The sequence below is a fragment of the Saccharopolyspora galaxeae genome, from assembly GCF_016526145.1.
GTDB lineage: Bacteria > Actinomycetota > Actinomycetes > Mycobacteriales > Pseudonocardiaceae > Saccharopolyspora_C > Saccharopolyspora_C galaxeae.
The window spans coordinates 47,584-73,929 of record NZ_JADDUE010000011.1 but is presented as its reverse complement, the minus strand read 5'-3'; the positions used below and the strand labels follow the sequence as shown (position 1 = coordinate 73,929).

Here is a 26,346-nt window from a genome sequence, read left to right as displayed (position 1 = left end):
ATGCCGAGCACGCTCACCACCACATCATCGCTCCGGTCGGCCAGGCAGGCGGGTGGTGAAGTAGTCGCTGTGGGCAGCGAACCAGTCGGCGGCTTCCGCAGGCAGCGCGCGCTGGTGCCGCTCGGCGAGTTCGCGGCCGGTGACCAGCGAGGGAGTCTGCCAGCCATGGGCGGGAAACCAGGTCGCCACCTGCGGGCGAGCGGACTCGACGTGCCGCAGCGCGCTCGGGTCGATCCCGAACTGCGCGAAGAATCGCCGCAACTGCGGATGCCACGACTCGTCCCGAGTCTCGTTCACGCCCAGCAGACTTCCGGGCGCGGACAGTTCGGTGATTCGGGCGAACAGTTCCCGTACAGCCGCCCCGGGCAGGTACCGCAGGAGACCTTCGGCCAGCCACGCCGTCGGCACGGCCGGGTCGAACCCGGCCTCGCGCAGGGCGGCGGGCCAGTCTTCGCGCAGATCGACCGGCACGGTGATCCGCTCGCAGCCGGACTGCGCCGACAGCACGTGATCCTTGAACTCGAGCACGCGGGGCTGGTCGAGTTCGAACACGGTCGTACCGCAGGGCCAGTCGAGCCGGTGGGCGCGGGTGTCGAGCCCGGCGGCCAGGATCACCACCTGCCGGATTCCGGCCGCTGCGGCGGCGGTGACATAGTCATCGAAGAACCGGGTGCGCAGTCCCAAGTGACCGGCCATCGTGTCCCAGATGCCGGCCAGCTCGGCGTCCCAGCCCGATTCCTTCCCGGACAACGGGCGAGTCGGCAGCGGCGCATCGGCCGCGGCCACGAGCGCTTCGGCGTAGGGATCGGAGCAGATCGGATCGGTCCGCACGGTTTCGCTCGCGCGGGCTGCCGCCACCGCCAGCGCGGTGAAACCCACCCCGCCGGTGACGCCTCCCTCGTGGTCACCCTTCTTGGAGGCGCTGTCGTGTCGAGCCGATTCGTCCGCCGCGGAGGCAGGCGCGGTTCCGGCTCGTTCGGGTTCGGTCATACTCGCTACCTCCCGTTCCTCGACTGCGCGGCTGCGCGGTGATTCACCTCGCGCCACCACTCCTACCCCGCTCGCGGGTCGCGGCGACGATCGAGCGTTGCCACAGTAGAAGGAGGTTCCCGCCGACGATGCTCAGCCGGCGTCGATGTTCTGCAGGCGGACCTGGCCGCGGGCGACGAGCTTGCCGTCGTCCTGCCGCCGCATCTCGACCTGCCAGAGCTGCTGGCTGCGCCCCTGGTTGATCGCGGTGGCCACCACGTCGAGCCGCCCGCTGCGGTGCGGGCGCAGGAAATCGGTCATGTTCGACACGCCGACCGCTCGCCGGCCCTGGTCCTTGACCGCCTCGTAGGCACCGGTCGTCGCGAACGACTCGATCACCGTCGTGTAGAGCCCGCCGTGCACGAGCCCCCAAGGCTGGTGGTGACGCTCGTCGGCGGCCACCGATCCGCGCACCGTGCTGGCGGTGGTCTCGTCGAACGAGATGCCCAGCAGTTCCATGAACGCGGACGGGGCGGCGAGTTCCGGCATCGAATGCTCCTCGGACGGAGGGAGTTCCAAGACGGAACCGACACTATGCAGATTGCGTTCCATGATGCAACTGACTACGGTCGCCCGGGATGCAGCACAAAAGCTTCTCCGAGATGCACTGCTCGATCGCGCAGTGCCTGGAGATCGTGGGGGAACGCTGGTCGCTGCTGATCGTGCGCGACGTGTTCCTCGGCACCACCCGCTTCGACGAGATCCAGCAGCGCCTCGGGATCTCCCGCAACATCCTCAACCAGCGCCTCGCCCGCCTCGTCGAGCACGGCGTCGTCGAAAAGATCGCCTACTCGCAGCACCCGCCGCGGTTCGACTACAAGCTCACCGCCAAAGGCCGCGATCTGTGGCCGGTCATCACCGCCATGCGGCAATGGGGCGACGAGCACGCCGCACCCGACGGGCCACCGATGCAACTGATCCACCGCGACTGCGGCGAAATCGCCGACGCCCACCTGATCTGCTCGGCCTGCGGCGAAGCGATCGGCGCGGGCAACGTCAAGTCGGTTCCCGGCCCCGGGACGGGCTGACGCACGGCGTGAATGCCGGCTCTGCCTGCGCCTCCAGCTACATTCCTGGTCAGGGAACAATGCCGGACCAAGATGGGGGTCTGGGCAAGAACCGTGCGAAATTGAACGCTAAGCCCTTGATCGCAGGTCAGTGCGCTTGCTCGTTCTACTCGCGCTGCAGGGTGCGGTAGATCGTGGTCCGGGAGACGGTGAAGACCTCGGCGAGGTCGGCGATGGTGTACTCGCCGGTGCGGTACATCCGCACGAGTTCGCGCTGTTGCTTAGCCGAGAGCTTGGGCTGCTTGCCGCGCAGCCTGCCCTTGGCCTTGGCTACGGCCATGCCTTCCTTCGTCCTGGCCCGCAGCAGGTCGACTTCGAACTCGGCGAAGGTGGCCAGGATGTTGAAGAACATCTTGCTTGCTCGTCGGTGGAGCAGCGGCATAGCCGATGATCGTGACGCTCATGGTCGGCGAGCGTACGTTTAGCCCCCGACGACCGGAATTTTCACCGTACGGGGCAACTGCAACACCGCAGGTCCAGGCCACGGCCTGCCGGCCGCTACAGCGACGCGTGTACGCGAGGGGTTCCTCTTGTACGCCGGTGATCATGCCCTTTCGAACTGTCGATGGTGTTCGTCTCCTCATGCCTGTACGGTCGACCTGTACGTCCGTATAGGAGTGAGGCGAGATGCGGAACCATCTGATGTCGATCGGGACGGGCGCGATCCTGGGGATCGTGGGCCTGGTGTTGTGGCGGACAACCGAGGGTATTGAGACGCCCGTCATCGGGCTTTCTCAACTTGGGTTAGTGCTGCTGGTGGTGGGAGTGATCGAAATCGTGGTCTCGGGGATCGCGCTTGCGAATCCGTCAACGCGGTACAAGAAGCACGACGTGTGATGAGCGATGCCGCCACGCAGCGGTGGGGTGGGCACATCCTGGAGGCTGCCCTGCAGGTCATCGCCGAGGAGGGCTTTGCCGCAGTGAGCATGCGCGGCGTGGCCGCTGCCGCGGGAGTCTCCCTGGCCCAGGTGCAGTACTACTTCCGCAGCAAAGACGAACTCTTGGCGGCCGCGTTCGAACACGTCAGCCACGAGGTGGTCGCCCAGGCCAGCACGATCGACACCTCCGGGCCACCGCAGGAAGTGCTGCGAGCATTGCTGCACCTGTGGCTTCCCATGGACGAACCACGGGTACGGACGGCGCGGGTGTGGCTGGCCTTCACTGCCGCCGCCGTCACCTCGCCCGACCTCGGGGCGCGCAACGCGGCGGTGGATCAGGACCTACGCGCCCATTTCGCCGCCTTGCTGACAGAGGCGCGCACGCGCGGCGAGCTGCGGACCGACCTCGACATCGACGGGGAAGCCACATTGCTGCTGGCCGTCGTTGACGGCCTGGTCGTGCAAGCCTTGACTCGCCCACCCGCCGAGCGAGCCGACCTACTCGTGGCCGGGCTCGACACACACCTGAATCGACTCTTCGCCACCCACCCGTGACAGCGTCTCACGCAACACCGAGGACCATCTGGCGTGGTACTCCAGCCACCCGGAACCTCTTGATGATCACCGGCGCGGCAGGACCGATGAGGCCATCCGCAAGGGCCCCCCACTGAGACAGCCCCGACGGATCGCGAACCGTTCTCCGTGTCGAGACCCACCGTCTACCGCACCCCTGCGACGCGGCGGCGACTCAGCCAGCACTTCCAGCTGAGCTACTTTGCGGCTGGCCGCGGCAACCGGAGAACTGGACCTTCGCGGCTCGCTCCGCCTCACCGGCTCCGCGCGGCTGATCTGCGGCGGAGTTTGAGGGTGGTGTCCTGCCGCGCCCCGATGTAGCCGTCAGGTCCGTGCTGGGTGCGTTCGTGCTCGCCGCAGAACAGCACCTCCCACTCCTCGCCGAGGCCCAAGGTCTCCAGCAGTTCCCGCGAACTCGGCAGGTGCACATCATGATCGTGGTACTGCTGCGGGGCCCAGTCGGGAATGTTGGCGTGGCCCTCGATCAGCAGCACTCCGCCCGCTGCGACCGCGGCCGCGGCGGTGCGCAGGATCTCCTCGCGCGGCAGCTCGACCTCGGAATGCAGGAACTGCGCGGAGATCAGGTCGAATTCGCCGCCCGGGAACTCGGTTGCCAGATCCAGCTGGCGCCAGTCGATGCGTCCGGCCGCTCCCGTGTCCTCGGCGGCCCGCTGCGCCCGCCGCAGCGCCTCACCGGAGACGTCCACGGCGGTGACCTGCCAGCCCCGCTCGGCCAGCCAGATCGCATCGGCGCCCTTGCCGCAGCCGAGGTCGAGCGCGCGCCCCGGGGCGAGCTGCGCGACGTGTTCGACCAGGGCCGCGTTCGGGTTCCCGCTCCAGAACTGCTCGTACTCGCCGTAGCGGGCGTCCCAGTGCTCGGCGGTGCCGTTCGCGTCGGTCATCGTGGTCCTTTCCTCGCCGATTCCCATACACACGACACCGTCCACTCCCGGCGCCGACAACGACAAACATCGTTGCCGATTCCGCAAAAACCTTCGCCAGCGAGGACCGGCGGCGCGGACTTCGGGCTCCCGCGGCTCGCCGATCGTGCGCCACAGGACGAGATCGTCGCGGCCGCACCGGAGGCGTGCGGTACGCGGTGAGCATTCGCTGTGCGGGCACAAGGAACATCCACGGCCGGTCAGTATCCTGCGGTAGTGGATTTCGACGTGCAGGTACGGTCGGCCGGACCCGAGGAACACGCCGTTCTCCTGGGCATCTGGCGGCGTTCCGTTGCAGCGACGCACCATTTCCTGACCGGGGACGACATCGACTTCTACGAGTCGGCCGTCTCCGGATACCTGCCCGCCATGCAGGACTTGCGCGTGGCCGACCAGCCGGGACACGGGCCGCTGGGGTTCATCGCGCAAAAAGACGGCGAGATTCACATGCTGTTCGTCGATCCATCGGCGCAGGGCCGCGGAATCGGAACTCGACTGCTCGACGACATCGGGCGGCGATTCGACGTGCTTCATGTCGATGTCAACGAGGACAACGACAGCGGGCGCCATTTCTACGAAGCAAAAGGCTTCGAGCGAATCGGCCGATCGGAACTCGACGGCGAGGGCAGGCCGTTCCCGCTGCTGCACCTGCGGCGGACCGGTTAGCGCTAGCCGCTGCCGCGGAGCCGGTTTCGGTGATCGCGCTCGGGCCTGCGGGCGAAGCGGTGGTGTTACGGTCAGCGCCGCTCGCAACCCCAACCGGAGGACGACCGCGGTCATGGCCGGACTTTCCACACCTGTGCTGGTGCTGCTGGGCCTGTTCGGCTTGGTCGGCGGTGTCGGCATCACCGCCCTCGGGCCTGGCGGCGTGCTGCCGACCATCGGGCTGTTCGCGCTGACCGGGCTGAGCTCGGCCGAGGTCGCAGGCACCGCGATCGTCACGCACGTGGCCACGGGCGCGCTGGCCACCGCCGCCTACACCCGCTCCGGGCAGCTGCGCGATCCCGAGACGCGGCGCAGCGCGCTGATCCTGTGCGCGACCGCGCTGGCCGGGACCCCGCTGGGCGTGCTGATCAACACGGTGGTGTCCAAGCGGGTGTTCGGGCTGGTGCTGGCGGTGTTCGTGACGCTGGTGGCGGTGCTGGTGTGGCTGCGCGAGCACCGCGAACCCGCCGGAACCGCCGCGCACCCTCTGATGGCGCTGGTCGGTGGCACCGGGTTCGCGGTGGCCGTGGCCTCGGGCATCGTCGGCATCGGCGGTCCGATGCTGACCGTGCCGCTGCTGATCGCCTTCGGCGTGCCGGTGCTGGAGTCGCTGGCGGCCGCGCAAGCGCAGTCCATCGTGATCGCCGCGGTCGGCACCGTCGGCTACCTCGCCCACGGCGCGATCAACTGGCCGCTGGCCGCGCTGGTGGGCATCCCCGAACTCGCCGGGGTGCTGCTGGGCTGGAAGATCGCGCACGCCGTGCCGACCCGCGGGCTCAAGTACGCGCTGGTGGCGGCATTGCTGGCCGTGGCGCCCTACCTGGCGCTGCACGGCTGACGAAATCGTCACCGTGACCGAAACCGCTGCCGTTCCCGGACGCGGCTGATCATCCGTTTCGGGTCGACAGCCAGCCCCGGTGCAGCGCCGGGGCGAGCTCGTGGGCGGCGGACTGGGCCAGCTCCTCGGCGTCGTGCAGATAGCCCTCGGTCGTCGACAACGCGGCATGACCGAGGTCGTGCTGAACCTGCCGGGGCTCGGCGCCGCGCGTGATCGCGTGCGTGGCGTAGGAATGCCGCGCCGAGTGCGGATGGATGGTCTCCCGCAACGGACCCAGGTGCTGCGCGATCACCGCGGCCTGCTCGGTGGCCAGCAGGTCCCTGAGCCACCGCGCCCGCGGCGCAGGCGCGTCCGGTGCGGGCGCGAACGTCGCGCACAACCTCCGCAGCACCGCCTGCACGTGCGTGACGTGCACCCGGGCTCCGGTGCGGGTCACGAACAACGGCTGCGCGACCCGGTTGCCGACCTGCCCGGCAACGGCGGGCACCGCCGGAGTGCTGCGCACCGCCAGGTAGTCCTCGATCGCATCGGCCACCGGCGCGGCCAACGCCACCCGGCGATCTTTCCCGCCTTTGCCGTGCACCCGCAGCGCGGCAGGCCCGCCCGGTGCGGGCCGCTGATAGCCGTCCAGATCGACCCCGACCAGTTCCTCCGCGCGGACTCCGGTGCCGATGAGCACCTCGACCATCGCCCGGTCGCGAAGTCCGTCCCGGCGACCGGGCGCGAGCAGGTGCGCGGCGTGCAGCAGCGCCCGGCACGCCTCGAACGACCACATCGCCGTGGTCGACGGGGTTGCTGCGGAGCGGTTGAGGTGCTGGTTTGAGCGGTCGACCAGCGCGGCCGGGTTGTGCTCGGCCAAGCCCTCCCGCAGCAGGTACTTGCGGTAGAACGCCGAGACCGCCGAGAGCATCCGCGCCCGCGTGGCGTCGCGGTAACCGGCGTCGGCGAGTTCTTCCAGCCACTGCTCGACGTGCTGCACCCGCACGTCGGCGAAAGAGCCGAACCCGCTGCGCACACACCAGTTGAGCCATTCCAGCCCGGTCGGCTCGGTCCGCCGCGCCCGGCCGCGGCGGCGCTGCGGATCCGGCGGTTGGTAGCCGGGCACCCATTCCAGCGGGATGCCCAGGTCGGTGGCGTAGGCGATGCGGGTGTTCAACGAGGTGTAGATCCGCAGGAACTCCGCGAATCGCTCCCGGCTGGTCTTGCCGCCCGGCTCCTCGATCGCGGCCACGGCGTGGGTCATCGCTGTGCGGCCCTCCCCTTCTCGCCTCGCGGTGGCCCCCGCTCGCCGCGGCGGGCCGCCTCCGAACCTCACCACGAGATCATATCCATAATCCTGGTTATCCATATGACTCCGGTCCGACGTCTTCGCTGTAGTAGTTATCGAACAGAACTGGATCAACGATGTTAGAGTTCTTGAACTAGAACTTGATGATGACCTTTCATGCAGGCAAGCGGGCTACTCGGAGGACACAAGAACCGTGGCGGGCCAGGACACGACCCAGGACGAGCAGGACGACAGGACGCACCGAAAGCCGCCCGCTCCGGCGCGGCGGGCGAGCCGCGAGCAGCGCCGCGAAACCACGCTGCAGAAGCTGACCGCGGGCGAGCAGGCCCACTGCGCCTACTGCGGTGAGCCGCTACCGCCACTGCCCTCGCGTGGCGGACGGCCCACCCCGTACTGCCCGGCCGACGCGGACCGCTACGGCCAGTGGGGCGCGAAGACGATCAGCTGCGCGATGCTCGACGAGCACCGCGAGATCTGGGTCCAGGTCTACGGCGAACAGCAGCCCATGACCCCGTTCGACCTCACAGCGCTGCAACAGCACCTCGACCGGCTCAACGCGGCGGTCGATCCCGTGCGCACCGAGGTCGCCGCGCTGCACTCGCACGCCTCCGATCAGCTCGAAGCCGCGCTCGCCGCGCGTGAGACCGCCGAACGCGAACGCGACGAGGCGCTGGAAGCGGCCCGCACCGCCACCGCCGAACGCGACCAGGCCACCGACGACGCCGAGCAGGCCCGCGAACAGGCCCAAGCCGCACGTGCCGGGCAACAGGACGCCGAGCGGACCGCGGCCCGAGCCACCGAGGACGCCGAAAGCGCCCGGGACGAGGCAGCGAAGGCCACCGACGACCGGGCGCACGCCCTCGAACAACTCAACACCGCCAACCAGCGGCTGACCGAAACCCAGCAGACCCTCGCCGACGAACGCGCCGCGGCGCTGGAACAGCTCGACCAGGCGCGGCACAGCCTGCGGGCGACGCTGCGCGAGGAGCACGAGCAGCAGATCAGCGCGCAGCGCGAGGATTTCGAGGCCCGCCTCAAAGCCGCCCAAGACCACGCCGACCAACGCATCGCCGCGCTGACCCAGCAGCTCACCGACGCCACCCGCGGCTACGCCGACAACCTCGCCCCGCTGCACGACAAGATCGACCAGTTGCGCGGGCAACTGGCCGAGCAGACCACCGCGGCTGCGGCCGAACGGGCACGTTTCGAGCAGCTGCACGAGACACTCGCCCGATCCCTCGACCGCGTCCCCGCCGACGGGCAGCCCGACCACGACCTGCGGCGGGACCTGCGCACCGCGCTGAACGGCGCGAGCCCGCACGGCCCGGACTCGACCGCGGCAGCCGATGCCTCGCGGTCAAGCTCTGCAGACGGGGCGGCCTCAACAGGGCCGCAGGAGTCCGGGTTCGAGTAGCAGCGGTCAGCGCTGAACCGGTGGAGCGGTTCAGCACGGGGCAACGCCGCTGGTCGAGATCGGCCGCTCGGCGCCTCGGGTTGATCATGTGCGGTCGGGGTTCCCCGGAGCCACGGCGGGCCGGGAGTCGTGCAGAACCGGCACCGCGGCGACGGCCGGGACGGCGGCATTGCCCGCCCCGACCGCGAGCCGGCCGAGGTTTCGCATCCGGACTGCCGTCACAGACGCCGGGCGAGTGCCCAGGTGCGTGCGCGTGCTCGTTCGCCGAGCAGCTCGGTATGGCTGATCATGATCTCGGTGGCCCCGGCGTCGACGTAGCGGCGCAGGCCGGCGGCGACGGTGTCCTCGTCTCCGGCGAGCAGCAGGTCGGCCGCGCTCGACAGGCCCTCAGCCGCGATGACCTTCCGGTAAGAGGGGATGTCGTCGTAGAAGCCGAGGACCTCCGCCGCGTGGGCGCGGGCGGCGGCGACGTCGTCGGTGACCACCGCGGGCACGCCGGCCACGATCTGCGGTGCCCGCCGCCCGGCCGCGGCAGCGGCTTCGGTGATGCCCGGGACGATCCGCTCGGCGAGCGTGCGCGGCCCCGCGAGGTACGTCGCCGTTCCGTCGGTGAGCTCACCGGCAGCCGCGAGCGCGCGAGGTCCCATCGCGGCGGCCAGGATCGGGATCGCCGGTGCGGCTCCGGCCACCGCGGTCGGCGTGACCGGGCGCGACGCGAGGGTCGCGCCCTCGAACGCGGAGTCGTCCCCGTCGAGCAGCGGACGCAGCGCAGCGAGGTACTCGCGCAGGTGCCGGATCTGCGGCGGGTACGGCAGGCCGAACTGCGGCTCGAGCAGGTTGCGCGCGCCGAGCCCGACGCCGAGCCGGAACCGCCCGCTGGTGGCGGCCTGCGCGGTCTTCGCCGCCGCGGCGACGAGCAGGGGATGACGCGGGTACATCGGCACCGTCGACGTGCCGACGTGGATCCCGGGCTCGGCCCGGCCCACGTGCGCGGCCAACTGGATCGCATCGAAGTCCACCGCCTGCCCGAACCAGAGCGTGTGCACACCCGCGTCCGCCGCCTCGCGGGCCAGTTCGACGGCCCGGTCGACGATGTTGCCCATGCCCGGCTCTTGCGCGAACGTTCCGCCCAGGAACACTCCGATCCGGGTTCCCGCGTAGGTCATCTCGGACCCCTTCAGCTGATTGCAGAGACTGCACTCAGCCTACGCGTTGATTGCAGTCTCTGTAATCGCCTAGGCTGGTGTGATGGGACGATGGCCGGGCGGGGCGCAGGAACGGCTGCAGAGCGCTGCGATCGAGTTGTTCTCCGAACGCGGCTACGAGCGCACCACTGTCGCCGAGATCGCGAAAAACGCCGGACTGACCGAGCGCACCTTCTACAACCACTTCGCCGACAAGCGCGACGTGCTCTTCCCCGCTCAGGACCGGTTCATCGCCGAGGTCGTCGAAGCGGTGGGCGCCGCACCCGCGGACCGGTCGCCGCTCGACGCGGTCGCCGCGGCCCTCACCGTCGACACCGAGTGGTTCGACCAGCGCCGGGACGCCGCACAGCGCCGCAAGCGGATTCTCGACACGCGTGCCGAACTGCGAGAGCGCGAACTGGCCAAGATGGCCGCGCTCGACACGGCGATCAGCGCAGCTCTGCGCGCGCGGGGAGGCTCCGCCACCTCGGCCGCCGTGACCGCTGCCGCCGCGGTGGCCGCCTACCGGCTCGGCACCGACAACTGGCTGGCCGACTCCCGCCGACGCACGTTGCGGCACCACCTGCGCTCGACCTTCGGAGAGCTGCGCAGGACGGCGGAGGACTGGTGACGCGCCAGGCGGCGTAGCGGGTGAACCACCGATTCAGGTCCGCGCCGCGCAGCGGCCGCCGTGGGCATGGGCGGGCGATACCGCGCACACGGCCCCGGTGAACGGCCGCGCTCGCCGCGGCTTCACCGACGCAGGCCGCTACAGCCGCAGGCCGCTGTCGGCGTAGTAGCCCTTGATGTGTTCGGTGACGCGAGTGCGGGCGAGCTCGGCCGCGCCGTCCCGAACCGCCTGCACCAGCGCCCGGTGCTCGGCGCGGAGTCGTTGCGCGGTGCCGCTCCAGGACTCCAGCCGCGGGACGGCTTCGCGGGTGTAGGTCTCGATGGAGTCCCGCAGGCCGGACATCATCGCGGCGACCACCTCGTTGCCCGCGGCTTGGGCCAGGCCCAGGTGCAGCTGGGCGTCCAGGGCCAGGAACGTCTCCGGGTCGAGATCGGGCGCGTCCATCGCGTCGAGCAGCTCGTCGGTCTCGGTCAGGTCGACCGCTCCCGGGCGCGCGGCGAGTTCGGCGACCGCGGAGCCTTCCAGCACCAGGCGGGTGCGCACCACGTCGGCGACCGGGAAACCCTGCCCGGCGACCTGCAGCCGCATCAGCGCGCTCATCCCGCCGGTCGGCCGGGCGAGGATCACCGCCCCGGCGTCCGGGCCGGAGCCGGTCTGCGCGCGCAGCAGGCCGAGGGCTTCGAGCACGCGCATCGCCTCGCGCACCGACGAGCGCCCGACGTTGAGTTCGACCGCCAGCGCGCGTTCGCCCGGCAGCCGCTGACCCGGGACGAGCCTGCCGCCCAACAACTCGGCTTCGACGTGCGAGAGCACCCGTTCCCAAGCGCGGACAGCAGGATTCGCCATGCGCCCGAGCCTATCGGCGCCGCACCGGGCGCGGTTGCGCTGCTGCCGCACGTGCGGCGGGGGCACGATGCTCGTGGCCACCGGGGCGGGTTCATGCCTGCGCACCGATGACCTACGGTGTGGTCTGACCACAGTTGGGAGGGGTTGGTATGCGGGTCGCGCTGTTCGCCACCTGCCTCGGGGACACCTTGTTCCCCGACGCCGTCAAAGCCACCGCGATCCTGCTGAGCAGGCTCGGCGTGGACGTGGTGTTCCCGCCGGGGCAGACCTGCTGCGGGCAGATGCACGTCAACACCGGCTACCAGCCCGATTCGCTGCCGCTGGTGGGCAACTACGCGGAAGAGTTCGCCGACGAGTCCATCGACGCCGTGGTCGCACCGTCGGGTTCGTGCGTGGGCTCGATCCGCCACCAGCACGAGATCGTCGCCGAGCGCTACGGCACGCCCGCGCAGCGCGAGCAGGTCGCCCGCAGCAGCGCGAAGACCTACGAACTCGCCGAATTCCTCGTCGACGTGCTCGGCGTCGTCGACGTCGGCGCGTACTTCCCGCACCGGGTGACCTACCACCCCACCTGCCATTCGCTGCGGATGCTGCGGGTCGGTGACAAGCCGCTGCGGTTGCTGCGCGCGGTGCGCGCGATCGACCTCGCCGAGCTGCCCGAAGCCGAGCAATGTTGCGGGTTCGGCGGCACGTTCGCGCTGAAGAACGCCGAGACCTCCACCGCGATGCTCGCCGACAAGATGCGCAACATCACCGGCACCGACGCCGAGTTCTGCAGCGCAGGCGACTCCTCGTGCCTGATGCACATCGGCGGCGGGCTCTCGCGGCTGCGCACCGGCATCGGCACCGTGCACCTGGCCGAGATCCTGGCCTCCACCGAGAAGTCCGTCCGACCCAAGCAGGGGGCACCGGCATGAGCCGCACGTTCCTGGGCCTGCCCGCGGCACCGCCGCGCGCGCCGCGCAGCACCGGCAACCTGCGCGGCAGCGAACCGTTCCCGGCCGCCGCGCACACCGAGCTGGGCAACACCCAGCTGCGGCGCAACGTCGGCAAGGCCACTCGCACGATCCGCGACAAACGCCTAGCGGTGACCGGCGAACTGCCCGACTGGGAGGAGCTGCGCTCGGCCGGAGCCGCGGTCAAAGCCGACGTGCTGGCCCGGCTGCCCGAGCTGCTGGAGCAGTTCGAAGCAGCCGTGACCGCCCGCGGCGGCACCGTGCACTGGGCCCGCGATGCCGCCGAGGCCAACGAGATCGTCACCGGGCTGGTGCGCGCGACCGGCTCCGACGAGGCGTTGAAGGTCAAGTCGATGGCCACCCAGGAGATCGGGCTCAACGAGCACCTGGAGTCCGAGGGCATCGCCGCGGTCGAGACCGACCTCGCCGAGCTGATCGTCCAATTGGGACACGACCGGCCCTCGCACATCCTGGTGCCCGCGATCCACCGCAACCGCGCCGAGATCCGCGAGATCTTCCAGCGCGAGATGCCCGGCGTCGACCCGGACCTCGACGACGATCCCGAGCACCTCGCCGCCGCGGCGCGCACGTTCCTGCGCGAGAAGTTCATGCGCTGCCCGGTGGCGATCTCGGGTGCGAACTTCGGCGTCGCCGAGACCGGCACGCTCTCGGTCGTCGAATCCGAAGGCAACGGCCGGATGTGCCTGACCATGCCGGAGACGCTGATCAGCGTGATGGGCATCGAGAAGCTCATCCCCGCCTTCGCCGACCTGGAGGTGTTCCTGCAGCTGCTGCCGCGCTCGTCCACCGGGGAGCGGATGAACCCCTACACCTCGATGTGGACCGGGGTCACCGACGGCGACGGGCCGCAGGAGTTCCACCTGGTTCTGCTGGACAACGGCCGCACCGCCGCGCTGGCCGACGAGGTCGGCCGCGAGGCGCTGCACTGCATCCGCTGCTCGGCTTGCCTGAACGTGTGCCCGGTCTACGAGCGCACCGGCGGGCACGCCTACGGCTCGACCTATCCCGGGCCGATCGGGGCGGTGCTAACCCCGCAGCTGGCCGGGATGCACGAGCAGTCGCACGACCCGAACGCTTCCCTGCCGTACGCCTCGAGCCTGTGCGGGGCGTGCTACGACGCCTGCCCGGTCAAGATCGATATCCCGTCGCTGCTGGTGGAGCTGCGTCATCAGCACGTCGAGCAGGCCCCGCCGCGCGGGGAGGCTGCGGTGATGAAGGCCGCGTCGCTGGCGATGTCCTCGGCGAAGCGGTTCACCACCGCGCAACGCGCCGCCCGGCTGGGACGGGTGCTCGGCGGTGCGGACGGGCGGATCAGCAGCCTGCCGCCGCCGTTGAACGCCTGGACCGGTTCGCGCGATCTGCCCGCCCCGCCGCGGCAGACCTTCCGCGAGTGGTGGGACTCCGCCGAGGGCCGCGGCACGATCGACGAGGCCCGCCGCGAGTCGCGGGGAGGTGCCCAGTGAATTCCCGCGAAACCGTGCTCAGCCGGATCCGCGGCGCGCTCGAGCTGGCGCCGGCCGAACCGGTCGAGGTCCCCCGCGACTACCGGCGCGGCCGCAGCTTGCCCGTCGAGCAGCGGCTGGAGCTGCTCGAGGACCGGCTCGTCGACTACAAGGCCGCGGTGCACCGCTGCACCGCGGACGAGACAGCCGCGACCATCGCGGCCGCACTGCACGCGCGCGGTGCCGGTCGCGTCGGAATCCCGGCCGGGCTGGCGCGTTCGTGGCTGGCCGAGTTCGCCGGCGAGGTCGAAGTCGACACCTCCGGGCCTGCGGCGCAGCTCAACCGGTTCGACGGGGTCGTGACGTCCTCGGCGGTGACCTGCGCGGAAACCGGCACGATCTTCCTGGACGGCACGGCCGAGCAGGGGCGCCGCGCGCTGAGCCTGGTGCCGGACCTGCACGTGTGCGTCGTGGACGCGTCCTCGGTGGTGGCCGGGGTGCCCGAAGCGGTCGCGCTGCTGGTGCCGGAACGTCCGACGACGCTGATCAGCGGCCCGTCGGCCACCTCGGACATCGAGCTCGACCGGGTCGAAGGCGTGCACGGCCCGCGCACCCTGGAGGTCGTGATCCGCACCGACGTCTGAGGAGTTCTCCCGCTCGACCTGCCTCTCGCGGACCGCCTGGCGCGAGCCCACCGGCGGTGCGGAAAATCGGCTCGGCCGGTCGGCTCCGGCCGAGCCGACTCCGGGTCCACCGGTTTCGACGTCGATCATCGAGTGGCGAACTTCGCCGGGTCGAATGCGAACACCCGGTAGTCGCTGCCGCGGTGGTCGAACCGCCCGATCTCGCTCATGCCGTAGTGGCGGTGCACCGCGAGCGACTTCTCGTTCGCCGCCTGTACGAACGCCACACCTCGATCGAACCGGCCGGAGAGTTCCCGGCTGAGCCCGGCCAGCAGCATCGTCAGCACCCCGCGCCCCTGGAAACGCCGGTCCACCGCGGCCGGACCGTACAGGAAGAACCGCGTCGAGGCCGCCAGGTTCTGCCGGGCCGTGGCCACGGTCGGCACCGGCGGGCCACCGGTGACCACGTCCGGTTCGGTGGTCATGGCGAAACCGGCGAGCACGCCGCCGTCCTCGGCGACGAACACGCCGAGATCGGCCTGGAACCGGGCGAGCAGCTGCTCGTCCAAGGTGCCCTGCACGAAACCGCGCTCGGCCCGCTGCGCTGCAGACAGCTCGTCGCCGCGGGCGGCGTCCAGCAGCGAAAGGATCGCCGGGCGGTCGGCAGGGCCGGATCGGCGGACCGTGATCGTCATGGCGTTGCCCCTCCCGACGCTGATTCTGGACTTGTCCGGTGGAGCCGACCGGAAAGGGGTGGGTGCTCAGGTCGCACGCTGACGCATCCACCGCCGGACGGTCACCACGTGTCCACGCACGACCGGGTGCCGCCGTGTCCGCGCTCGGCGGTCAGCAGCGCGGTGATCCAGCGGCGCGACTCGGCCGGGTCGATGACGTCGTCGATCTCGAACGCGGACGCCACGTTGGTGGCCTTGCCGCGCTCGTACTCGGCGGCGACCATCTCGGCGAACCGCTGCCTGCGCGCCTCGGGATCGGTGATCGAGTCCAGTTCCTTGCGGTAGCCGAGCCGGACCGCGCCTTCCAGCCCCATCGGGCCGAACTCGCCGGTCGGCCACGCCACGATGAACCGCGGCCGCCCGAACCCGCCCGCGGCGATCGCCTGCGCACCGAGCCCGTAGCCCTTGCGCAGCACGATGGTCCCGAACGGCACCGCCAGGTTCGCGGCGTTGACGAAGATCCGGCTGACGTGGCGCACCGCGGCGGTCTTCTCGACTTCCGGGCCGACCATGAACCCCGGCGTGTCGCACAGCGACAGCACCGGCAACCCGTAGGCGTCGCACAGCTGCAGGAACCGGGCGATCTTGTCCGCGGCCGGGGAGTCGATCGCGCCGCCGAGGTGGGCGGGGTTGCTGGCGATCACGCCCAGCGGGCGCCCCTCGACCCGGGCCAGCGCGGTGATCGCGCCGTGGCCGAAGTCGCCGCGCAGCTCCAGCACCGAGTCCACATCGGCCAGCCCGTGCACGACCTGACGCATGTCGTAGACCCGCAGCCGGTTCTGCGGTATCGCGTGGCGCAGCGCGCGCTGGTCCGGCGCCTCCCAGTCGGCGAGGTCGCCTTGGAAGTAGGACAGGTATGTGCGTGCCAGCGCGACCGCGTCCGCGTCGTCGGCGGCCGCAACGTCGATCACTCCGTTGGCGCGCTGCACCTCGGCCGGGCCGACCTCGTCCGGGGAGAACTCGCCGAGCCCGCCGCCTTCGATCATCGCCGGGCCGCCCATCCCGATCGAGGATTCCGGTGTCGCGATCACCACGTCGCAGCAGCCCAGCAGCGCGGCGTTGCCCGCGAAGCAGCGGCCCGAGGCGATGCCCACCAGCGGAACCGTGCCGCTGAGCTGCGCGTACAGCGCGAACGCCGAGCTGTCGAGCCCGGTCACCCCGGCGCCGTCGGTGTCGCCGGGACGGCCACCGCCGCCTTCGGCGAACAGCACCACCGGCAGCCGCGAGCGCTCGGCCAGCTCGAACAGCCGGTCCTTCTTGGCGTGCCCGCGCTGGCCCTGGGTTCCGGCCAGCACCAGGTAGTCGTAGGACATCGCCACGACGCGGGAGCTCTCGCCGAACTCGTTGCCGCCGACCCTGCCCACTCCGGCGATCAGCCCGTCGGCCGGGGTGCGCTGCACCAGGTCCTCAACCGGGCGGCGAGTGCGTTGCGCGGCGATCGCCAACGCGCCGTACTCGACGAAACTGCCTTCGTCGCAGAGGTCGTCGATGTTCTCGCGGGCGGTGCGGCGCCCGGCCGCGTGCCGCCGCGCGACGGCTTCCGGGCGCGCGGCGTCCGCGGTGAACGCGCGGCGCTGCTGCAGTTCGGCGAGGTCCGGGCGCGGCCGGTCGAGATCCACCTCCGGCCCGGCGGAGTCCGGCCCGGTTTCCACCGCGCCCGGTGACAGCAGTGCCACCAATCGGCCCGCAGCGACCACGTCGCCGACCGCGACCAGCACGTCGGCCACGGTCCCGTCGGCGGTCGCGGGCACCGGGTGCTGCATCTTCATCGCTTCCAGTACCAAAAGCACCGTTCCTTCGGTGACCTGCTCGCCGGGTGCGCGGGTGAGCTCGGCGACCGTGCCCGAGATCGGCGCCGCCACCTCGAGTCCTTGCGCGGCAACGGTTGCCGGGTCCCGCCGCACACCGTCCAATTCGGACAGGACTTCGTCGACGAACGTGGTGTGCACCGGTCCCGCCAGGACCTCCTCGCGGGAGAGCAGGCTGCGCAGCAGCGCCCGGTTGGTGGCCACGCCGTCGATGTGGAACTCCCCCAGCGCCCGGTGCGCCTTGCGCATCGCCGCGGCCGGGTCGGTGTCGGAGGCGATGACCTTGGCCAGCGTCGAGTCGTAGCGCGGACCGATGCGGGCACCGGTGCAGCCGCAGCCGTCCACCCGCAAGCCCGGCCCGCCGGGCGGCTCGTAAGCGGTGAGCGTGCCGGTCGCGGGCAAGGCCTCGCCTCCCGCGGTGAGTTCTTCGGTGTTGACCCGCGCCTGCACGGCGCAGCCCCGCGGTTCGGGAGTGCGCACCAGCCCGACCTCGGCCAGCCGCGCACCGGCCGCGATGCGCAGCGCCACCTTGACCAGGTCGGTGCCGGTGACCTGCTCGGTGACGGTGTGCTCGACCTGCAGCCGCGGGTTGGCCTCCATGAAGTGCCAAGACCCGTCCGCGGCGATGAGGAACTCGAAGGTGCCCAGCCCGCGGTATCCGGCCTCGGCGGCCAGCGTCGCGGCGGCCTCGGAGAGTTCGTCGCGGACCCGTTCGGGCAGGTCGGGCGCCGGAGCGATCTCCACGAGCTTCTGCCTGCGCCGCTGCAGGCTGCAGTCGCGGTCACCGAGCACCACGACCGCACCGTCGCAGTCGGCGAGCACCTGCACCTCGACGTGCCGGGCGCGCGGCAGCAGCCGCTCGACGAACACCTCGCCGTCGCCGAACGCGGCGAGGGCCTCCGCACCGGCCTGCTCGAGCGCCGCGGCAAGGTCCTCGCCCGGTTCGACGACCCGCATCCCGCGCCCGCCACCACCGGCGACGGCCTTGACCAGGACCGCCGAACCGGCGGGCAGGCCCGCGCGGAACCGCTCGGCTTCACCTGCCGGGCAGCCGGACGGCACCGGGATGCCGAGCGTCTCGGCGAGCCGCCTCGCGCGGATCTTGTCGCCGAGCAGCTCCAGCGTCTCCGGTGCAGGACCGACCCAGGTCAGGCCCGCCCGCAGGCAGGCGCGGGCGAAATCGGCGTTCTCGGCGAGGAATCCGTAACCGGGGTGCACCGCGTCGCAGCCGGTGCGCCGCGCCGCCTCGAGCACCGCCGCGGCGTCGAGGTATCCCGCCGGGCCGCTTCCCGGCAGCGGCACCGAGCGGGCTGCCATGCGCACGTGCAACGCATCGGCATCGTCGGCGGCGTGCACGGCGACCGTGTCGAGCCCCGCCTCGTCGGCGGCGCGCAGCACGCGCACGGCGACCTCACCGCGATTGGCGACCAGCAACCTGTCCATCGACACCTTCCCACCACCCTGTGAGACCGACTGGTCGGTATGCGCGCGACGTTATGATCCGCGCCCCGCAAGGTCAACAGCCGCGCCGCAGCGCCCCACAGGGTTCGGTTCCATGTCGAACCGTCCGCGGCAGCCGCCTCAGCTGATCAGCCCGGCGCAGGTAAGCCAGATGTGTTCGCACGTCTCGGATGCCTTTTGCAGTTCCTCGCGGGATTCCTGCGAGGCGTGGTAAAAGGTCCGCTCGATCATCCAGCACAGGGCGCGCGCCATCGCTGAGGCTTGTTCGGGTTCGCTGCCGGCCTGGACGCCGGCCCGTTCCAGTGCGGCGGTGATGGCCGTGATGAACAAGTCTGCCGTGTGGCTCCACAGCTCGCCGATCTCCGGCACGGTCAACGACAGGTCGATCGCCGTGCGCATGACCAGGCCGTGCTCGTTCCACAGCTCGACGGTGCGCTGCATGGCTGCTGCGATGGCCTGGCGCGGGTCGTCGGCTTCGGCGGTGGCCCGGGACCGCTCCCACAGGTGCGCAACGGTCCGGGCCACGAGTGCCGTGACCACTTCTGGCTTGGAGCCGAAGTAGAAGTACAGGGCGCCGCGTGTGATGCCGGCGCCCTGGGCGATATCGCCGACGGTCATGGCGTCGTAGCCCTTTTGCGCCAGCAGGACTTCGCAGGTGTCCAGAATGGCCCGCTCCCGGACATCGCCCTTGCGTTCGGTGCTGCGCCGACTCCGCGCGGGGTGCTGGCCGGGCATCAGAGCGCAGCGCCCTCGGCGAAGTCGGTCGTACGGGAGAGCGTCTCCCATGCGCGGATGTCCTCATCCACGGCCGTGCGCGCGTCGGCGACCAGCCGCAGCGCGTCCGAGCCCAGGACCAGGTGAGCCGGCGGCTGCTCGACCGAAGCGATGTGCACGACGGCGTCCCCGGCTTTGGCCGGGTTGCCCAGCTGCTTCCCGCTCGCCTTCCGCCGCGCTTGCCGGATGGGGGTGAACAGCTCGTCGTAGTCGTCGACGGACTGCGCGGCGCGTGTCATGGACCGTCCGGCCCAGTCGGTGCGGAAGGAGCCGGGCTCGATCGCCGTCACCTGGATCCCGAACTGCGCGACCTCCTTGCCCAGTGCCTCGATGATGCCTTCCAGGGCGAACTTGCTGCCGCAGTAAGCGGACATGCCGGGCACTGCCATGAGCCCGCCCATGGAGGTGACGGCCATCAGGTGTCCACGGCGTCGCCGGCGCATGTGGGGCAGTGCCGCCTGCAGGGTCGCCACCGCCCCGAAGACGTTGACCTCGAACTGCCGCCGCACCTCGGCCAGTGGGGTTTCCTCGAAAACGCCCTCCAGGCCGTAGCCGGCGTTGGCGACGACGACATCCAACGGGCCGACGCTCTGCTCCACCTCCGCGACCAGGCTCGAGACGGCGTCGCCGTCGGTCACGTCCAGGATCCGGCCGTGCGCGCACCCGGGTTCGAGCCCTTCGAAAGCCTGCAGGTCCTGCTCGGAGCGGACCGTTCCGACGACGATGTGACCGGCGGCCAAGGCGGCCTCGGCGAACGCGCGCCCCAGGCCGGTGCTCACGCCGGTGATGAGCCACTTCTGCTTCTGCATCACTTCTCCACGGATGAGTCGGAAGGAACCGGACCGCTCCCTCACCGCAAACTCTACACCGTGTCGATTTTTATCGTCGCCATGCAGATTATGGTGGTCGGCACGGGCTGCTGCGGCCGGTTCTCCGGAGCCGCGTGGTTGCCGCCCGCGTCGGGGTGGGAACAGTGGTGGTGCAGGTCGGCGGCCTGCCGACGCGGACACGACGCAGACGAGGTGGCGCGATGAGCGAAACGATCGCGGGCGTGCAGATCCCGGACAGCGACTTGGCGCGGGAAGCGACCGAGCTGGTGCGCGAGTCCGCTGCGCCGCTGCTGTTCGACCACTCCCGGCGCGTGTTCCTGTGGGGATCGCTGCGCGGCGAGCAGCAGGGCCTGGGCTACGACCCGGAGCTGCTCTACGTCGGGGCGATGTTCCACGACCTCGGGCTGACCGAGCGGTTCCGGCGCACCGACCAGCGCTTCGAGATCGACGGCGCCGACCAGGCGCACCGTTTCCTGCGGGCGCACGGCATCGCCGACGAGCGGGCCGACCGGGTCTGGACTGGCATCGCCCTGCACACCACACCGGAGATACCGCTGCACATGGCCGCCGAGATCGCGCTGGTGACCCAAGGCGTGGAACTGGACGTGCTGGGCGTGGGCTACCACGCGGTCTCCGAGCAGCAACGCGAAGCCGTCGTGGCGGCTCACCCGCGCCCGGACTTCAAAAACCGCATCCTGGCCGCGTTCACCGAAGGCATCAAGGACCGCCCGGACACGACCTTCGGCAACGTCAAGGCCGACGTGCTCGAGCATTGCCTGCCCGGGTTCGAGCGCGGTGATTTCGTCGAAGTCATCAAAGGCTCCGACTGGCCGGAGTGACCGCGGCGATCATCCGGCTCAGCGCAGGGCGCCCACGCTGACTCGCAGCGGCCAGAAGTCGGCCTCGGCGCGGATCCCGGCCGCGCGGGTGCGCAACTGCTCGGCCTCGGCGGCGTCGGTGGCGCGCCCGGCCAACCGCTCCAGGTAGCCGGCGAAGTCCTGCTGCTGGTCCCGGTACCAGCCGATCTGCTGCTCGTGCAGCACGTCCGGGGCCAGCGTGCCGATGCGCTCCGGGTAGCTCTTGGCCAGCCGCCACGCCAACCTCGCGGCCCCGAGCGCGTCCCCGGCCGAGTCGTGCGCCTGCTCCAGCCGCACCTGGTAGTGCTCGCACAACGCCGCCAGCGTGCGCTTGCCCTTGCGGTACCGGTCGAGGTGCTTGTCCAGGCACATCGGGTCGACCACCGGGCCGGGCAGGGCGAACTCGCGGCCGTGGTGCCGCAACAGCTCGGCCGCCAGCAGCGACAGGTCGAACGAGGCGTTGAACGCGCACAGCGGCGTGCCCGCCGACCACACCTCGTCGAGGTGCTCGGCGATCTCGGCGACCACCTGCTCGGCCGGAATCCCCTTGTCGCGGGCGTGTTCGGTGCTGATGCCGTGCACCTCGGTCGCCGCGGGCGGGATCTCGACGCCGGGATCGGCCAGCCAGTCGCGCGACACCGGTTTCCGGCCGGGCGTGATCGTCACGACCGTGGCGGTCACGATCCGGTCGTTGGCGATGTCGGTGCCGGTGGTTTCCAGGTCGTAGGCCAGCAGCGGCCCGTCGGCCCACGACGGCGCAGGAGCGATCATCCGCGCACGGTATCGATCACGACCGTCGAAGTGGTGCGCGACCGGCCGGGATCAGCCCACTCGGCGCAGTGCCGGGGGCCTGGTTCGGGCGCGAATCCCCCGGTGGCGCAGCGCTATTCGGTGCGCGGAAGCGGTGGCAATGGCAGCGGCAATCCCGGCAGACCGTCGATGCTGGTTGCGATGTGCTCCTTCTTCTGGAAGTAGGTGTCGAGTGACTCGTCGTCGTCGCGCGCGAAGCGCGACGAGTGCAGCGTGCGGTCCTGGTCATAGGTCATGAACGGGACGGCGAACCCGCAGGTGTCGCGGATCTTCTCTGCGGTCACGACGACGATCGCGCGCAGGCCGTGCACGGTGGCGTCGATGTCCGGGAAATACCCCATCAGTTCCGCCCATCGCACGTCATCGCGGAATACCGGCTCTCCGCGGCCGTGCACGCGCACGATGTTGGGCGGACCGTCGAAGGCGCACCACATCAGGGTGATGCGGCCGTTCTCGCGCAGGTGGGCGATCGTCTCGGCGTTGCTGCCTGCGAAATCGAGGTAGGCGATGGTGCGTTCGTCGAGCACGGCGAACGAGCCGCTCAAACCTTTCGGAGAGATGTTGACGGTGCCGTTGCCGTCCAGGGGCGCAGTCGCGGTGAAGAAGATGTGCTGGGCCTCGATGAAGGTACGAACTTTACCGTCTATTCGCTCGTAGCTTTTTCCCATGGCTCGATTATCACGAGTCTTCGGTCCCCCTCCAATGCGATACGAGGCGGCGATCGCGCACCGAGGCGCCCGCGATGAGTTTCGCCCGCGACCGCGGTCCTTCCCGTGGGCCTGCAGGGAGGAGAACACGATGAGACAGATCGTTGCCGCCGAGCAGTGGCGCGCCGCGCACGAACGGCTGCTGGCCGAGGAGAAGGCCGCCACCCGCGCCCGGGACGCGCTGGCCGCCCGGCGCCGCCGGATGCCGATGCTCGAGGTGACCAAGCAGTACCGGCTGCGCGGCCCGGCGGGCATCGTGGGGCTGCCGGAGCTGTTCGACGGGCGGCGGCAGCTGATCGTCTACCGGCACATGCTGCAACCGGGCGATCCCGACCCGTGCTCGGGCTGCTCGATGTTCGCCGACAACATCGGCCACCTCGCGCACCTGCACGCCCGGGACACCTCGCTGGTGCTGGTCTCGGCCGCACCGTTCGACGAGATCGAGCGGTTCCGGACGCGGATGGGCTGGGAGCTGCCGTGGTTTTCGGCCGCCGGCAGCGACTTCGAAGCCGATTTCGACGTCGCCGACGGGTTCGGGCTCAACGTGTTCCTGCGCGAGGGCGAGCGGGTCTTCCGCACCTACTTCACCAGCGGCCGCGGGGTGGAGGCGCTCGGCAGCACCTGGACGTTGCTGGATCTGACCCCGCTGGGCAGGCAGGAGACCTGGGAGGACGCCCCGGAAGGGACGCCGCAGACGCCGCCGTACGAGTGGTGGCGGCTGCACGACGAATACGAGTGATCAGCGCTTTCCGCTCAACAGGCGGGTGAATCGGCGCCACCGGCTCATCGGGCGCGCGGGAGCGGGCTCGGTGGCCGGAGGCGGCGGGGTGCTGCGCTCCCCGCGCCAGCGCTCGACGACGTCGTCGACGCGGACCGTGCTCAGCGGCACCCGTGGCCCGGACGGGCTGCGCAGCCACTCCACGATGCGCCGGTTGAGGTCGCTGACCGTCTCGCGCACGGCCTGTTCGGTGGGCAGCTCCTGCACGGTCTCCGGCAACCGTTCGATCTCCTTGCGCAGCTGCAGCGGCGTCGGCAGCAGCGCCTCGCCGGAGAGCCCTTCGCGATCGATGTAGCCCTTGACCCACCACTGCTCCTCGAGCGGTTTGCCCGCGCCGGGCAGCGGTTCGCCCGCGCCGTCGAGGTCGTCGAACTCGCCGCGCTCGTGTGCGACGCGGATCTGCCGGTCGATCCACGACTCGAAGGTCATGCCGAGCGGTTTGCGTTCGGTCACAGCACGCTCCCCCGGGCGAGGCGGTGCGGCCCGTCGCGAGCAAGGCGCGGGCCCGGGCACTCCGAGGATAGCCGCCCGCCTGGTTCGGCGGACCCGGTGCGCGCCGCGTTTCGAGCCGGCCGCGCTTGGCCCGCGGGCGGCGCCTCGGTGCTGTTTCGCCAAGCGGCGGAGCCGCTCGCTGGTGGGCACCTGAGCGACCGGCTCCGCAACGCTTCCTGCCGGCGGCTCAGCCGCGGGTGCTTGCCAGCAGCTCGATGACCTCGGCGGTGGTGCCGGTTTCGCCGAGCTTCGGGAAGATCCGCCCGACGCTGTTGTCGTGCGCATCCGCGGCGAAGTCGGACATGGCGTCGGTGGCCAGCGTGACGTGGTAGCCGTGCTCGTGCGCGGCGCGGGCGGTGGATTCCACGCCCATGCTGGTGGCGATCCCGCCCAGCACGATCTGGGTGACGCCGCGGCGGCGCAGCTGCACGTCGAGGTCGGTGCCGTGGAACGCGCCCCAGTTGTGCTTGGTCACCACGATGTCCTCGGGGTTGCCCGCCACCTCATCGACGAGCACGTCCCAGCCCTCCGGCGCCGGGTGGGCGGCTCCTTCGGTGCGGCCCGGGGGCGCGTCGGCCCCGTCGGCGGCGAAGCTGACCCGCACCAGCACGACGGGCAGCCGGTTGGCGCGGAAGGCATCGGCGAGTTCGACGGAGCGGGCCACCACCTGCGCCGAGGTGTGCGGCTCGGCGGATCCGCCGACGATGCCGTGCTGCAGGTCGATCAGCACCAGCGCGGTGCGCTGGTCGAGCGTGCTCAAAGCCATGGATATCGCCTTTCTCGCCGGATCGCCGGTGATCGTGCACCCGCGGGGTGCCGCCCGGCGCCGCGGGGGGCACGTTGCGGGTCTGCCCTGCGCTGTCGGACGCGTGAACGGTTCGGCACCCGGAACTGCAAAAGTGATCTCCGCCCGGTACTACGGGTGATCGCGGGCGGGCCGCGCGGCCGGTGATCCACGCCTGTTGATCGTCACCGTCGGCGACCGGGCTCCGGGTGTGTCCGGGAACGCATCCCGCTTCCGGAGGCTTCCCAAGCAGTGATCGTCCCTGTTGAGGGCGCTGATGGTGACGGTGCGCGGTGAGTCGGCCACGTGCCAGGCCCAGCAGGGTGGTGCTTTACCGGTCCGTTACCGGTAGGGTCTGCTCCGCTGGTGGGGTCACCCACTGGTGAAAGTGGCCGTTTGCTCCCCGCAGAGTCGATACGGATGACGATTCAAGACGATCTTGTTCGCCCTTGGTTCCAGCCGGCGGTGCCGCCCGAGCAGCAGCCGGGCCGTCCGCGCCCCGACGCCGGGCCGGTGACCACTCGCTTCGCCGGTGAGCTGCCCCTGGACGCGGCACCGCGCCCGGACACCGGACTCGGGCGAGCCGGTCCGCCCGCACCTGCCGATCGGGTGGAAGTGACCCAGCCCTACATCCCCGCGATCCGCGAGGAACGGCCCGAGTTCGCCAAGCGGCTCAACCCGGACCCGTCCCCCGCACCGGCGCCCGGCGGCGCCCCGCCCGCCCCGCACCGGCCCGAGGCCCCGGCCACCGGCGGCACCGTCGCCGACCTGGCCCCGGTCTCCCCGCCGCAGCAGCCGGTGCGCCCGGAACAGCCCGCCATGCCCACACCGGCTCCCCAGCAGGGGCCGTCCACGCAGCGTGATCCGTCCACGCAGCGGGCTCCGGCGAAGCGCCGCAGCTTGGCCCGCCGCGTGGTGCGCCGCATCATCGGCCCGGACCTGCTGCGCAAGGACCCGCCGAAGAAGAAGGGCTGACCCGGCCCGGATACCGTCTTCGCGTGCCGAACCCCGACGCCGGGCGGCCCGCGGACGGCGTGCTGCCGCGCTCCGAGGTCGTCTCCCGCCTGCGCGCGGCCGGGTGCGTCTTCGCCGAGCAGGAGGCGGAGCTGTTGTGCTCCGCGGCAGGCGACGCAGCCGAGCTCGCCGACCTGCTGCAGCGCCGCGTGGCCGGATTGCCGCTGGAGCACCTGCTGGGCCATGCGCACTTCGCCGGGCGGCGGGTGGTGGTGCGCCCCGGGGTGTTCGTGCCGCGGCGGCGCACCGAGCTGCCCGCCACCCGCGCGCTGGAATTGGCCGGGCAGGCCGGGCAGCACCCGGTCGTGGTCGAGTTGTGCTGCGGCGCCGCGGCGGTGGCGGCCGTGGTCGCGGCGGGCGCACCGCACGCGCTGGTGCACGCGGCCGACATCGACGATGCCGCCGTGCGCTGTGCGCGGGAGAACCTCCCGGGCGGTCACGTGCACCACGGCGACCTCTACGCCGCACTGCCCGACGGTTTGCGCGGCCGGGTCGACGTGCTGGTGGCCAACGCGCCCTACGTGCCGACCGAGCGGATCGCGACCATGCCGCCCGAGGCCCGCGAGCACGAGCCGCGGGTGGCTCTCGACGGCGGCGCCGACGGGCTCTCGGTGCAGCGCCGCGTGGTGGCCGGCGCGCCGGAATGGTTGGCGCCGGGCGGGCACCTGCTCATCGAGACCAGCAGGCACCAGGCACCGCACACCGCCGAATGCGCCACCGCGCACGGTCTGCGTCCCGACATCGAACAGTGCGACGAGCTCGACGCCACCATGGTGCTCGGCCGCGCCTAAGCACCGTCCGCGTGCTCCCGCCGGATCCGCCTACGCTGGCCCTGACAGGCGAAAACATGCGCATGTCCGG

General features: G+C 71.1%; 29 protein-coding genes. 14 read left to right on the top strand and 15 right to left on the bottom strand.

The genetic code is table 11. The features are described 5' to 3' along the window. Positions 1-24: 24 nt before the first annotated feature. Together INP57_RS23360 and INP57_RS23355 are read right to left on the bottom strand one after the other, a co-directional pair. Positions 25-990, bottom strand: coding sequence for an SAM-dependent methyltransferase (locus INP57_RS23360; RefSeq protein ID WP_200072469.1), 966 nt, complete (start codon positions 988-990; stop codon positions 25-27). A 132-nt stretch (positions 991-1,122) separates the two neighbouring features. Further along, on the bottom strand, positions 1,123-1,518 hold the full coding sequence (locus INP57_RS23355; RefSeq protein ID WP_200072468.1) for a PaaI family thioesterase: 396 nt from the start codon (positions 1,516-1,518) through the stop codon (positions 1,123-1,125). Positions 1,519-1,607: 89 nt separating this feature from the next. Between INP57_RS23355 and INP57_RS23350 the strand changes: the two genes are divergently transcribed. After that, positions 1,608-2,057, top strand: coding sequence for a winged helix-turn-helix transcriptional regulator (locus INP57_RS23350; RefSeq protein WP_200072467.1), 450 nt, complete (start codon positions 1,608-1,610; stop codon positions 2,055-2,057). Positions 2,058-2,202: 145 nt separating this feature from the next. Here the strand turns inward: INP57_RS23350 and INP57_RS23345 are convergent, their stop codons facing one another. Then, positions 2,203-2,448 carry a helix-turn-helix domain-containing protein gene (locus INP57_RS23345; protein WP_233628142.1) on the bottom strand — a complete coding sequence of 82 codons (246 nt, stop codon included), beginning with the start codon at positions 2,446-2,448 and terminating at the stop codon, positions 2,203-2,205. A 275-nt stretch (positions 2,449-2,723) separates the two neighbouring features. Here INP57_RS23345 and INP57_RS23340 point away from each other — a divergent pair, with 275 nt between their 5' ends. Both INP57_RS23340 and INP57_RS23335 read left to right on the top strand, forming a co-directional pair. Further along, on the top strand, positions 2,724-2,933 hold the full coding sequence (locus INP57_RS23340; protein ID WP_200072466.1) for a DUF5708 family protein: 210 nt from the start codon (positions 2,724-2,726) through the stop codon (positions 2,931-2,933). Further along, complete coding sequence (locus tag INP57_RS23335; protein ID WP_200072465.1) at positions 2,933-3,529, top strand: TetR/AcrR family transcriptional regulator; 597 nt, start codon at positions 2,933-2,935, stop codon at positions 3,527-3,529. The genes INP57_RS23340 and INP57_RS23335 overlap by 1 nt, the downstream gene beginning before the upstream one ends. Positions 3,530-3,801: 272 nt before the next feature. Here INP57_RS23335 and INP57_RS23330 read toward each other — a convergent pair whose 3' ends face one another. After that, positions 3,802-4,449, bottom strand: coding sequence for a class I SAM-dependent methyltransferase (locus INP57_RS23330; protein WP_200072464.1), 648 nt, complete (start codon positions 4,447-4,449; stop codon positions 3,802-3,804). A gap of 255 nt (positions 4,450-4,704) precedes the next feature. Here INP57_RS23330 and INP57_RS23325 point away from each other — a divergent pair, with 255 nt between their 5' ends. Beyond that, on the top strand, positions 4,705-5,154 hold the full coding sequence (locus tag INP57_RS23325) for a GNAT family N-acetyltransferase (RefSeq protein ID WP_307850238.1): 450 nt from the start codon (positions 4,705-4,707) through the stop codon (positions 5,152-5,154). Positions 5,155-5,266: 112 nt separating this feature from the next. Further along, complete coding sequence (locus INP57_RS23320; protein WP_200072463.1) at positions 5,267-6,031, top strand: sulfite exporter TauE/SafE family protein; 765 nt, start codon at positions 5,267-5,269, stop codon at positions 6,029-6,031. A gap of 49 nt (positions 6,032-6,080) precedes the next feature. On the opposite strand, the gene INP57_RS23315 is transcribed toward INP57_RS23320, so the two are convergent. Further along, entirely contained in the window at positions 6,081-7,274 is a 1,194-nt protein-coding gene (locus INP57_RS23315; protein ID WP_200072462.1) for a tyrosine-type recombinase/integrase, read from the bottom strand. A 238-nt stretch (positions 7,275-7,512) separates the two neighbouring features. Between INP57_RS23315 and INP57_RS23310 the strand changes: the two genes are divergently transcribed. Then, complete coding sequence (locus INP57_RS23310; protein WP_200072461.1) at positions 7,513-8,733, top strand: coiled-coil domain-containing protein; 1,221 nt, start codon at positions 7,513-7,515, stop codon at positions 8,731-8,733. Between the two features lie 218 nt (positions 8,734-8,951). Here INP57_RS23310 and INP57_RS23305 read toward each other — a convergent pair whose 3' ends face one another. Then, a complete protein-coding gene (locus tag INP57_RS23305; protein ID WP_233628141.1) occupies positions 8,952-9,899 on the bottom strand; it encodes a TIGR03564 family F420-dependent LLM class oxidoreductase in 948 nt (315 codons plus the stop codon). Positions 9,900-9,981: 82 nt separating this feature from the next. Here INP57_RS23305 and INP57_RS23300 point away from each other — a divergent pair, with 82 nt between their 5' ends. Further along, positions 9,982-10,548, top strand: a complete 567-nt coding sequence (locus INP57_RS23300) for a TetR/AcrR family transcriptional regulator (RefSeq protein WP_200072460.1) — start codon at positions 9,982-9,984, stop codon at positions 10,546-10,548. A 138-nt stretch (positions 10,549-10,686) separates the two neighbouring features. Here INP57_RS23300 and INP57_RS23295 read toward each other — a convergent pair whose 3' ends face one another. Further along, positions 10,687-11,394 carry a FadR/GntR family transcriptional regulator gene (locus INP57_RS23295; RefSeq protein ID WP_200072459.1) on the bottom strand — a complete coding sequence of 236 codons (708 nt, stop codon included), beginning with the start codon at positions 11,392-11,394 and terminating at the stop codon, positions 10,687-10,689. Between the two features lie 149 nt (positions 11,395-11,543). Between INP57_RS23295 and INP57_RS23290 the strand changes: the two genes are divergently transcribed. Genes INP57_RS23290 through INP57_RS23280 form a run of 3 tightly spaced genes read left to right on the top strand, consistent with a single transcriptional unit; the run spans position 11,544 to position 14,457 of the window. Next, positions 11,544-12,311, top strand: coding sequence for a (Fe-S)-binding protein (locus INP57_RS23290; protein WP_200072458.1), 768 nt, complete (start codon positions 11,544-11,546; stop codon positions 12,309-12,311). Next, the gene (locus INP57_RS23285; RefSeq protein ID WP_200072457.1) at positions 12,308-13,834 is read left to right on the top strand and encodes a LutB/LldF family L-lactate oxidation iron-sulfur protein; all 1,527 of its coding nucleotides are present in this window, start codon (positions 12,308-12,310) and stop codon (positions 13,832-13,834) included. The genes INP57_RS23290 and INP57_RS23285 overlap by 4 nt, the downstream gene beginning before the upstream one ends. Next, on the top strand, positions 13,831-14,457 hold the full coding sequence (locus INP57_RS23280; protein WP_200072456.1) for a LutC/YkgG family protein: 627 nt from the start codon (positions 13,831-13,833) through the stop codon (positions 14,455-14,457). The genes INP57_RS23285 and INP57_RS23280 overlap by 4 nt, the downstream gene beginning before the upstream one ends. 125 nt (positions 14,458-14,582) lie before the next feature. Here INP57_RS23280 and INP57_RS23275 read toward each other — a convergent pair whose 3' ends face one another. From INP57_RS23275 to INP57_RS23260, 4 genes are all read right to left on the bottom strand, one after another. Beyond that, entirely contained in the window at positions 14,583-15,131 is a 549-nt protein-coding gene (locus INP57_RS23275; protein ID WP_200072455.1) for a GNAT family N-acetyltransferase, read from the bottom strand. 101 nt (positions 15,132-15,232) lie between these two features. Continuing rightward, positions 15,233-18,421 (bottom strand): acetyl-CoA carboxylase family protein, encoded by a 3,189-nt coding sequence (locus INP57_RS23270; RefSeq protein ID WP_200072454.1) that lies wholly within the window; start codon positions 18,419-18,421, stop codon positions 15,233-15,235. 138 nt (positions 18,422-18,559) lie between these two features. Continuing rightward, positions 18,560-19,174, bottom strand: coding sequence for a TetR/AcrR family transcriptional regulator (locus INP57_RS23265; protein ID WP_200072453.1), 615 nt, complete (start codon positions 19,172-19,174; stop codon positions 18,560-18,562). Then, a complete protein-coding gene (locus tag INP57_RS23260; RefSeq protein ID WP_200072452.1) occupies positions 19,174-20,022 on the bottom strand; it encodes an oxidoreductase in 849 nt (282 codons plus the stop codon). The genes INP57_RS23265 and INP57_RS23260 overlap by 1 nt, the downstream gene beginning before the upstream one ends. A 221-nt stretch (positions 20,023-20,243) precedes the next feature. On the opposite strand from INP57_RS23260, the gene INP57_RS23255 reads away from it, so the two are divergent. Then, complete coding sequence (locus INP57_RS23255; RefSeq protein WP_200072451.1) at positions 20,244-20,882, top strand: HD domain-containing protein; 639 nt, start codon at positions 20,244-20,246, stop codon at positions 20,880-20,882. 18 nt (positions 20,883-20,900) lie between these two features. On the opposite strand, the gene INP57_RS23250 is transcribed toward INP57_RS23255, so the two are convergent. Further along, complete coding sequence (locus INP57_RS23250; protein WP_200072450.1) at positions 20,901-21,671, bottom strand: exonuclease domain-containing protein; 771 nt, start codon at positions 21,669-21,671, stop codon at positions 20,901-20,903. A gap of 113 nt (positions 21,672-21,784) precedes the next feature. Next, positions 21,785-22,378 carry a pyridoxamine 5'-phosphate oxidase family protein gene (locus INP57_RS23245; RefSeq protein WP_200072449.1) on the bottom strand — a complete coding sequence of 198 codons (594 nt, stop codon included), beginning with the start codon at positions 22,376-22,378 and terminating at the stop codon, positions 21,785-21,787. Between the two features lie 130 nt (positions 22,379-22,508). Between INP57_RS23245 and INP57_RS23240 the strand changes: the two genes are divergently transcribed. Continuing rightward, complete coding sequence (locus INP57_RS23240; protein WP_200072448.1) at positions 22,509-23,156, top strand: DUF899 domain-containing protein; 648 nt, start codon at positions 22,509-22,511, stop codon at positions 23,154-23,156. Here the strand turns inward: INP57_RS23240 and INP57_RS23235 are convergent, their stop codons facing one another. Both INP57_RS23235 and INP57_RS23230 read right to left on the bottom strand, forming a co-directional pair. Further along, complete coding sequence (locus INP57_RS23235) at positions 23,157-23,648, bottom strand: DnaJ family domain-containing protein (protein WP_200072447.1); 492 nt, start codon at positions 23,646-23,648, stop codon at positions 23,157-23,159. A gap of 226 nt (positions 23,649-23,874) precedes the next feature. Further along, positions 23,875-24,453, bottom strand: coding sequence for an isochorismatase family protein (locus INP57_RS23230; RefSeq protein WP_200072446.1), 579 nt, complete (start codon positions 24,451-24,453; stop codon positions 23,875-23,877). A gap of 438 nt (positions 24,454-24,891) precedes the next feature. On the opposite strand from INP57_RS23230, the gene INP57_RS23225 reads away from it, so the two are divergent. Both INP57_RS23225 and INP57_RS23220 read left to right on the top strand, forming a co-directional pair. Beyond that, on the top strand, positions 24,892-25,446 hold the full coding sequence (locus INP57_RS23225) for a hypothetical protein (protein WP_233628140.1): 555 nt from the start codon (positions 24,892-24,894) through the stop codon (positions 25,444-25,446). A gap of 23 nt (positions 25,447-25,469) precedes the next feature. After that, positions 25,470-26,276, top strand: a complete 807-nt coding sequence (locus INP57_RS23220) for a putative protein N(5)-glutamine methyltransferase (protein WP_307850236.1) — start codon at positions 25,470-25,472, stop codon at positions 26,274-26,276. The last annotated feature ends 70 nt before the right edge of the window (positions 26,277-26,346 follow it).

Excerpts from the sequence above, each read along its gene's own strand:
- INP57_RS23305 (WP_233628141.1), bottom strand. The coding sequence starts at position 9,899 with ATGACCTACGCGGGAACCCGGATCGGAGTGTTCCTGGGCGGAACGTTC.
- INP57_RS23275 (WP_200072455.1), bottom strand. The coding sequence starts at position 15,131 with ATGACGATCACGGTCCGCCGATCCGGCCCTGCCGACCGCCCGGCGATC.
- INP57_RS23330 (WP_200072464.1), bottom strand. The coding sequence starts at position 4,449 with ATGACCGACGCGAACGGCACCGCCGAGCACTGGGACGCCCGCTACGGC.
- INP57_RS23225 (WP_233628140.1), top strand. The coding sequence starts at position 24,892 with ATGACGATTCAAGACGATCTTGTTCGCCCTTGGTTCCAGCCGGCGGTG.
- INP57_RS23260 (WP_200072452.1), bottom strand. The coding sequence starts at position 20,022 with ATGCAGAAGCAGAAGTGGCTCATCACCGGCGTGAGCACCGGCCTGGGG.
- INP57_RS23285 (WP_200072457.1), top strand. The coding sequence starts at position 12,308 with ATGAGCCGCACGTTCCTGGGCCTGCCCGCGGCACCGCCGCGCGCGCCG.
- INP57_RS23290 (WP_200072458.1), top strand. The coding sequence starts at position 11,544 with ATGCGGGTCGCGCTGTTCGCCACCTGCCTCGGGGACACCTTGTTCCCC.
- INP57_RS23315 (WP_200072462.1), bottom strand. The coding sequence starts at position 7,274 with ATGACCCACGCCGTGGCCGCGATCGAGGAGCCGGGCGGCAAGACCAGC.
- INP57_RS23255 (WP_200072451.1), top strand. The coding sequence starts at position 20,244 with ATGAGCGAAACGATCGCGGGCGTGCAGATCCCGGACAGCGACTTGGCG.
- INP57_RS23320 (WP_200072463.1), top strand. The coding sequence starts at position 5,267 with ATGGCCGGACTTTCCACACCTGTGCTGGTGCTGCTGGGCCTGTTCGGC.
- INP57_RS23360 (WP_200072469.1), bottom strand. The coding sequence starts at position 990 with ATGACCGAACCCGAACGAGCCGGAACCGCGCCTGCCTCCGCGGCGGAC.
- INP57_RS23300 (WP_200072460.1), top strand. The coding sequence starts at position 9,982 with ATGGGACGATGGCCGGGCGGGGCGCAGGAACGGCTGCAGAGCGCTGCG.
- INP57_RS23230 (WP_200072446.1), bottom strand. The coding sequence starts at position 24,453 with ATGGCTTTGAGCACGCTCGACCAGCGCACCGCGCTGGTGCTGATCGAC.
- INP57_RS23265 (WP_200072453.1), bottom strand. The coding sequence starts at position 19,174 with ATGCCCGGCCAGCACCCCGCGCGGAGTCGGCGCAGCACCGAACGCAAG.
- INP57_RS23335 (WP_200072465.1), top strand. The coding sequence starts at position 2,933 with ATGAGCGATGCCGCCACGCAGCGGTGGGGTGGGCACATCCTGGAGGCT.
- INP57_RS23245 (WP_200072449.1), bottom strand. The coding sequence starts at position 22,378 with ATGGGAAAAAGCTACGAGCGAATAGACGGTAAAGTTCGTACCTTCATC.
- INP57_RS23240 (WP_200072448.1), top strand. The coding sequence starts at position 22,509 with ATGAGACAGATCGTTGCCGCCGAGCAGTGGCGCGCCGCGCACGAACGG.
- INP57_RS23270 (WP_200072454.1), bottom strand. The coding sequence starts at position 18,421 with ATGGACAGGTTGCTGGTCGCCAATCGCGGTGAGGTCGCCGTGCGCGTG.
- INP57_RS23350 (WP_200072467.1), top strand. The coding sequence starts at position 1,608 with ATGCAGCACAAAAGCTTCTCCGAGATGCACTGCTCGATCGCGCAGTGC.
- INP57_RS23355 (WP_200072468.1), bottom strand. The coding sequence starts at position 1,518 with ATGCCGGAACTCGCCGCCCCGTCCGCGTTCATGGAACTGCTGGGCATC.
- INP57_RS23345 (WP_233628142.1), bottom strand. The coding sequence starts at position 2,448 with ATGTTCTTCAACATCCTGGCCACCTTCGCCGAGTTCGAAGTCGACCTG.
- INP57_RS23295 (WP_200072459.1), bottom strand. The coding sequence starts at position 11,394 with ATGGCGAATCCTGCTGTCCGCGCTTGGGAACGGGTGCTCTCGCACGTC.
- INP57_RS23340 (WP_200072466.1), top strand. The coding sequence starts at position 2,724 with ATGCGGAACCATCTGATGTCGATCGGGACGGGCGCGATCCTGGGGATC.
- INP57_RS23250 (WP_200072450.1), bottom strand. The coding sequence starts at position 21,671 with ATGATCGCTCCTGCGCCGTCGTGGGCCGACGGGCCGCTGCTGGCCTAC.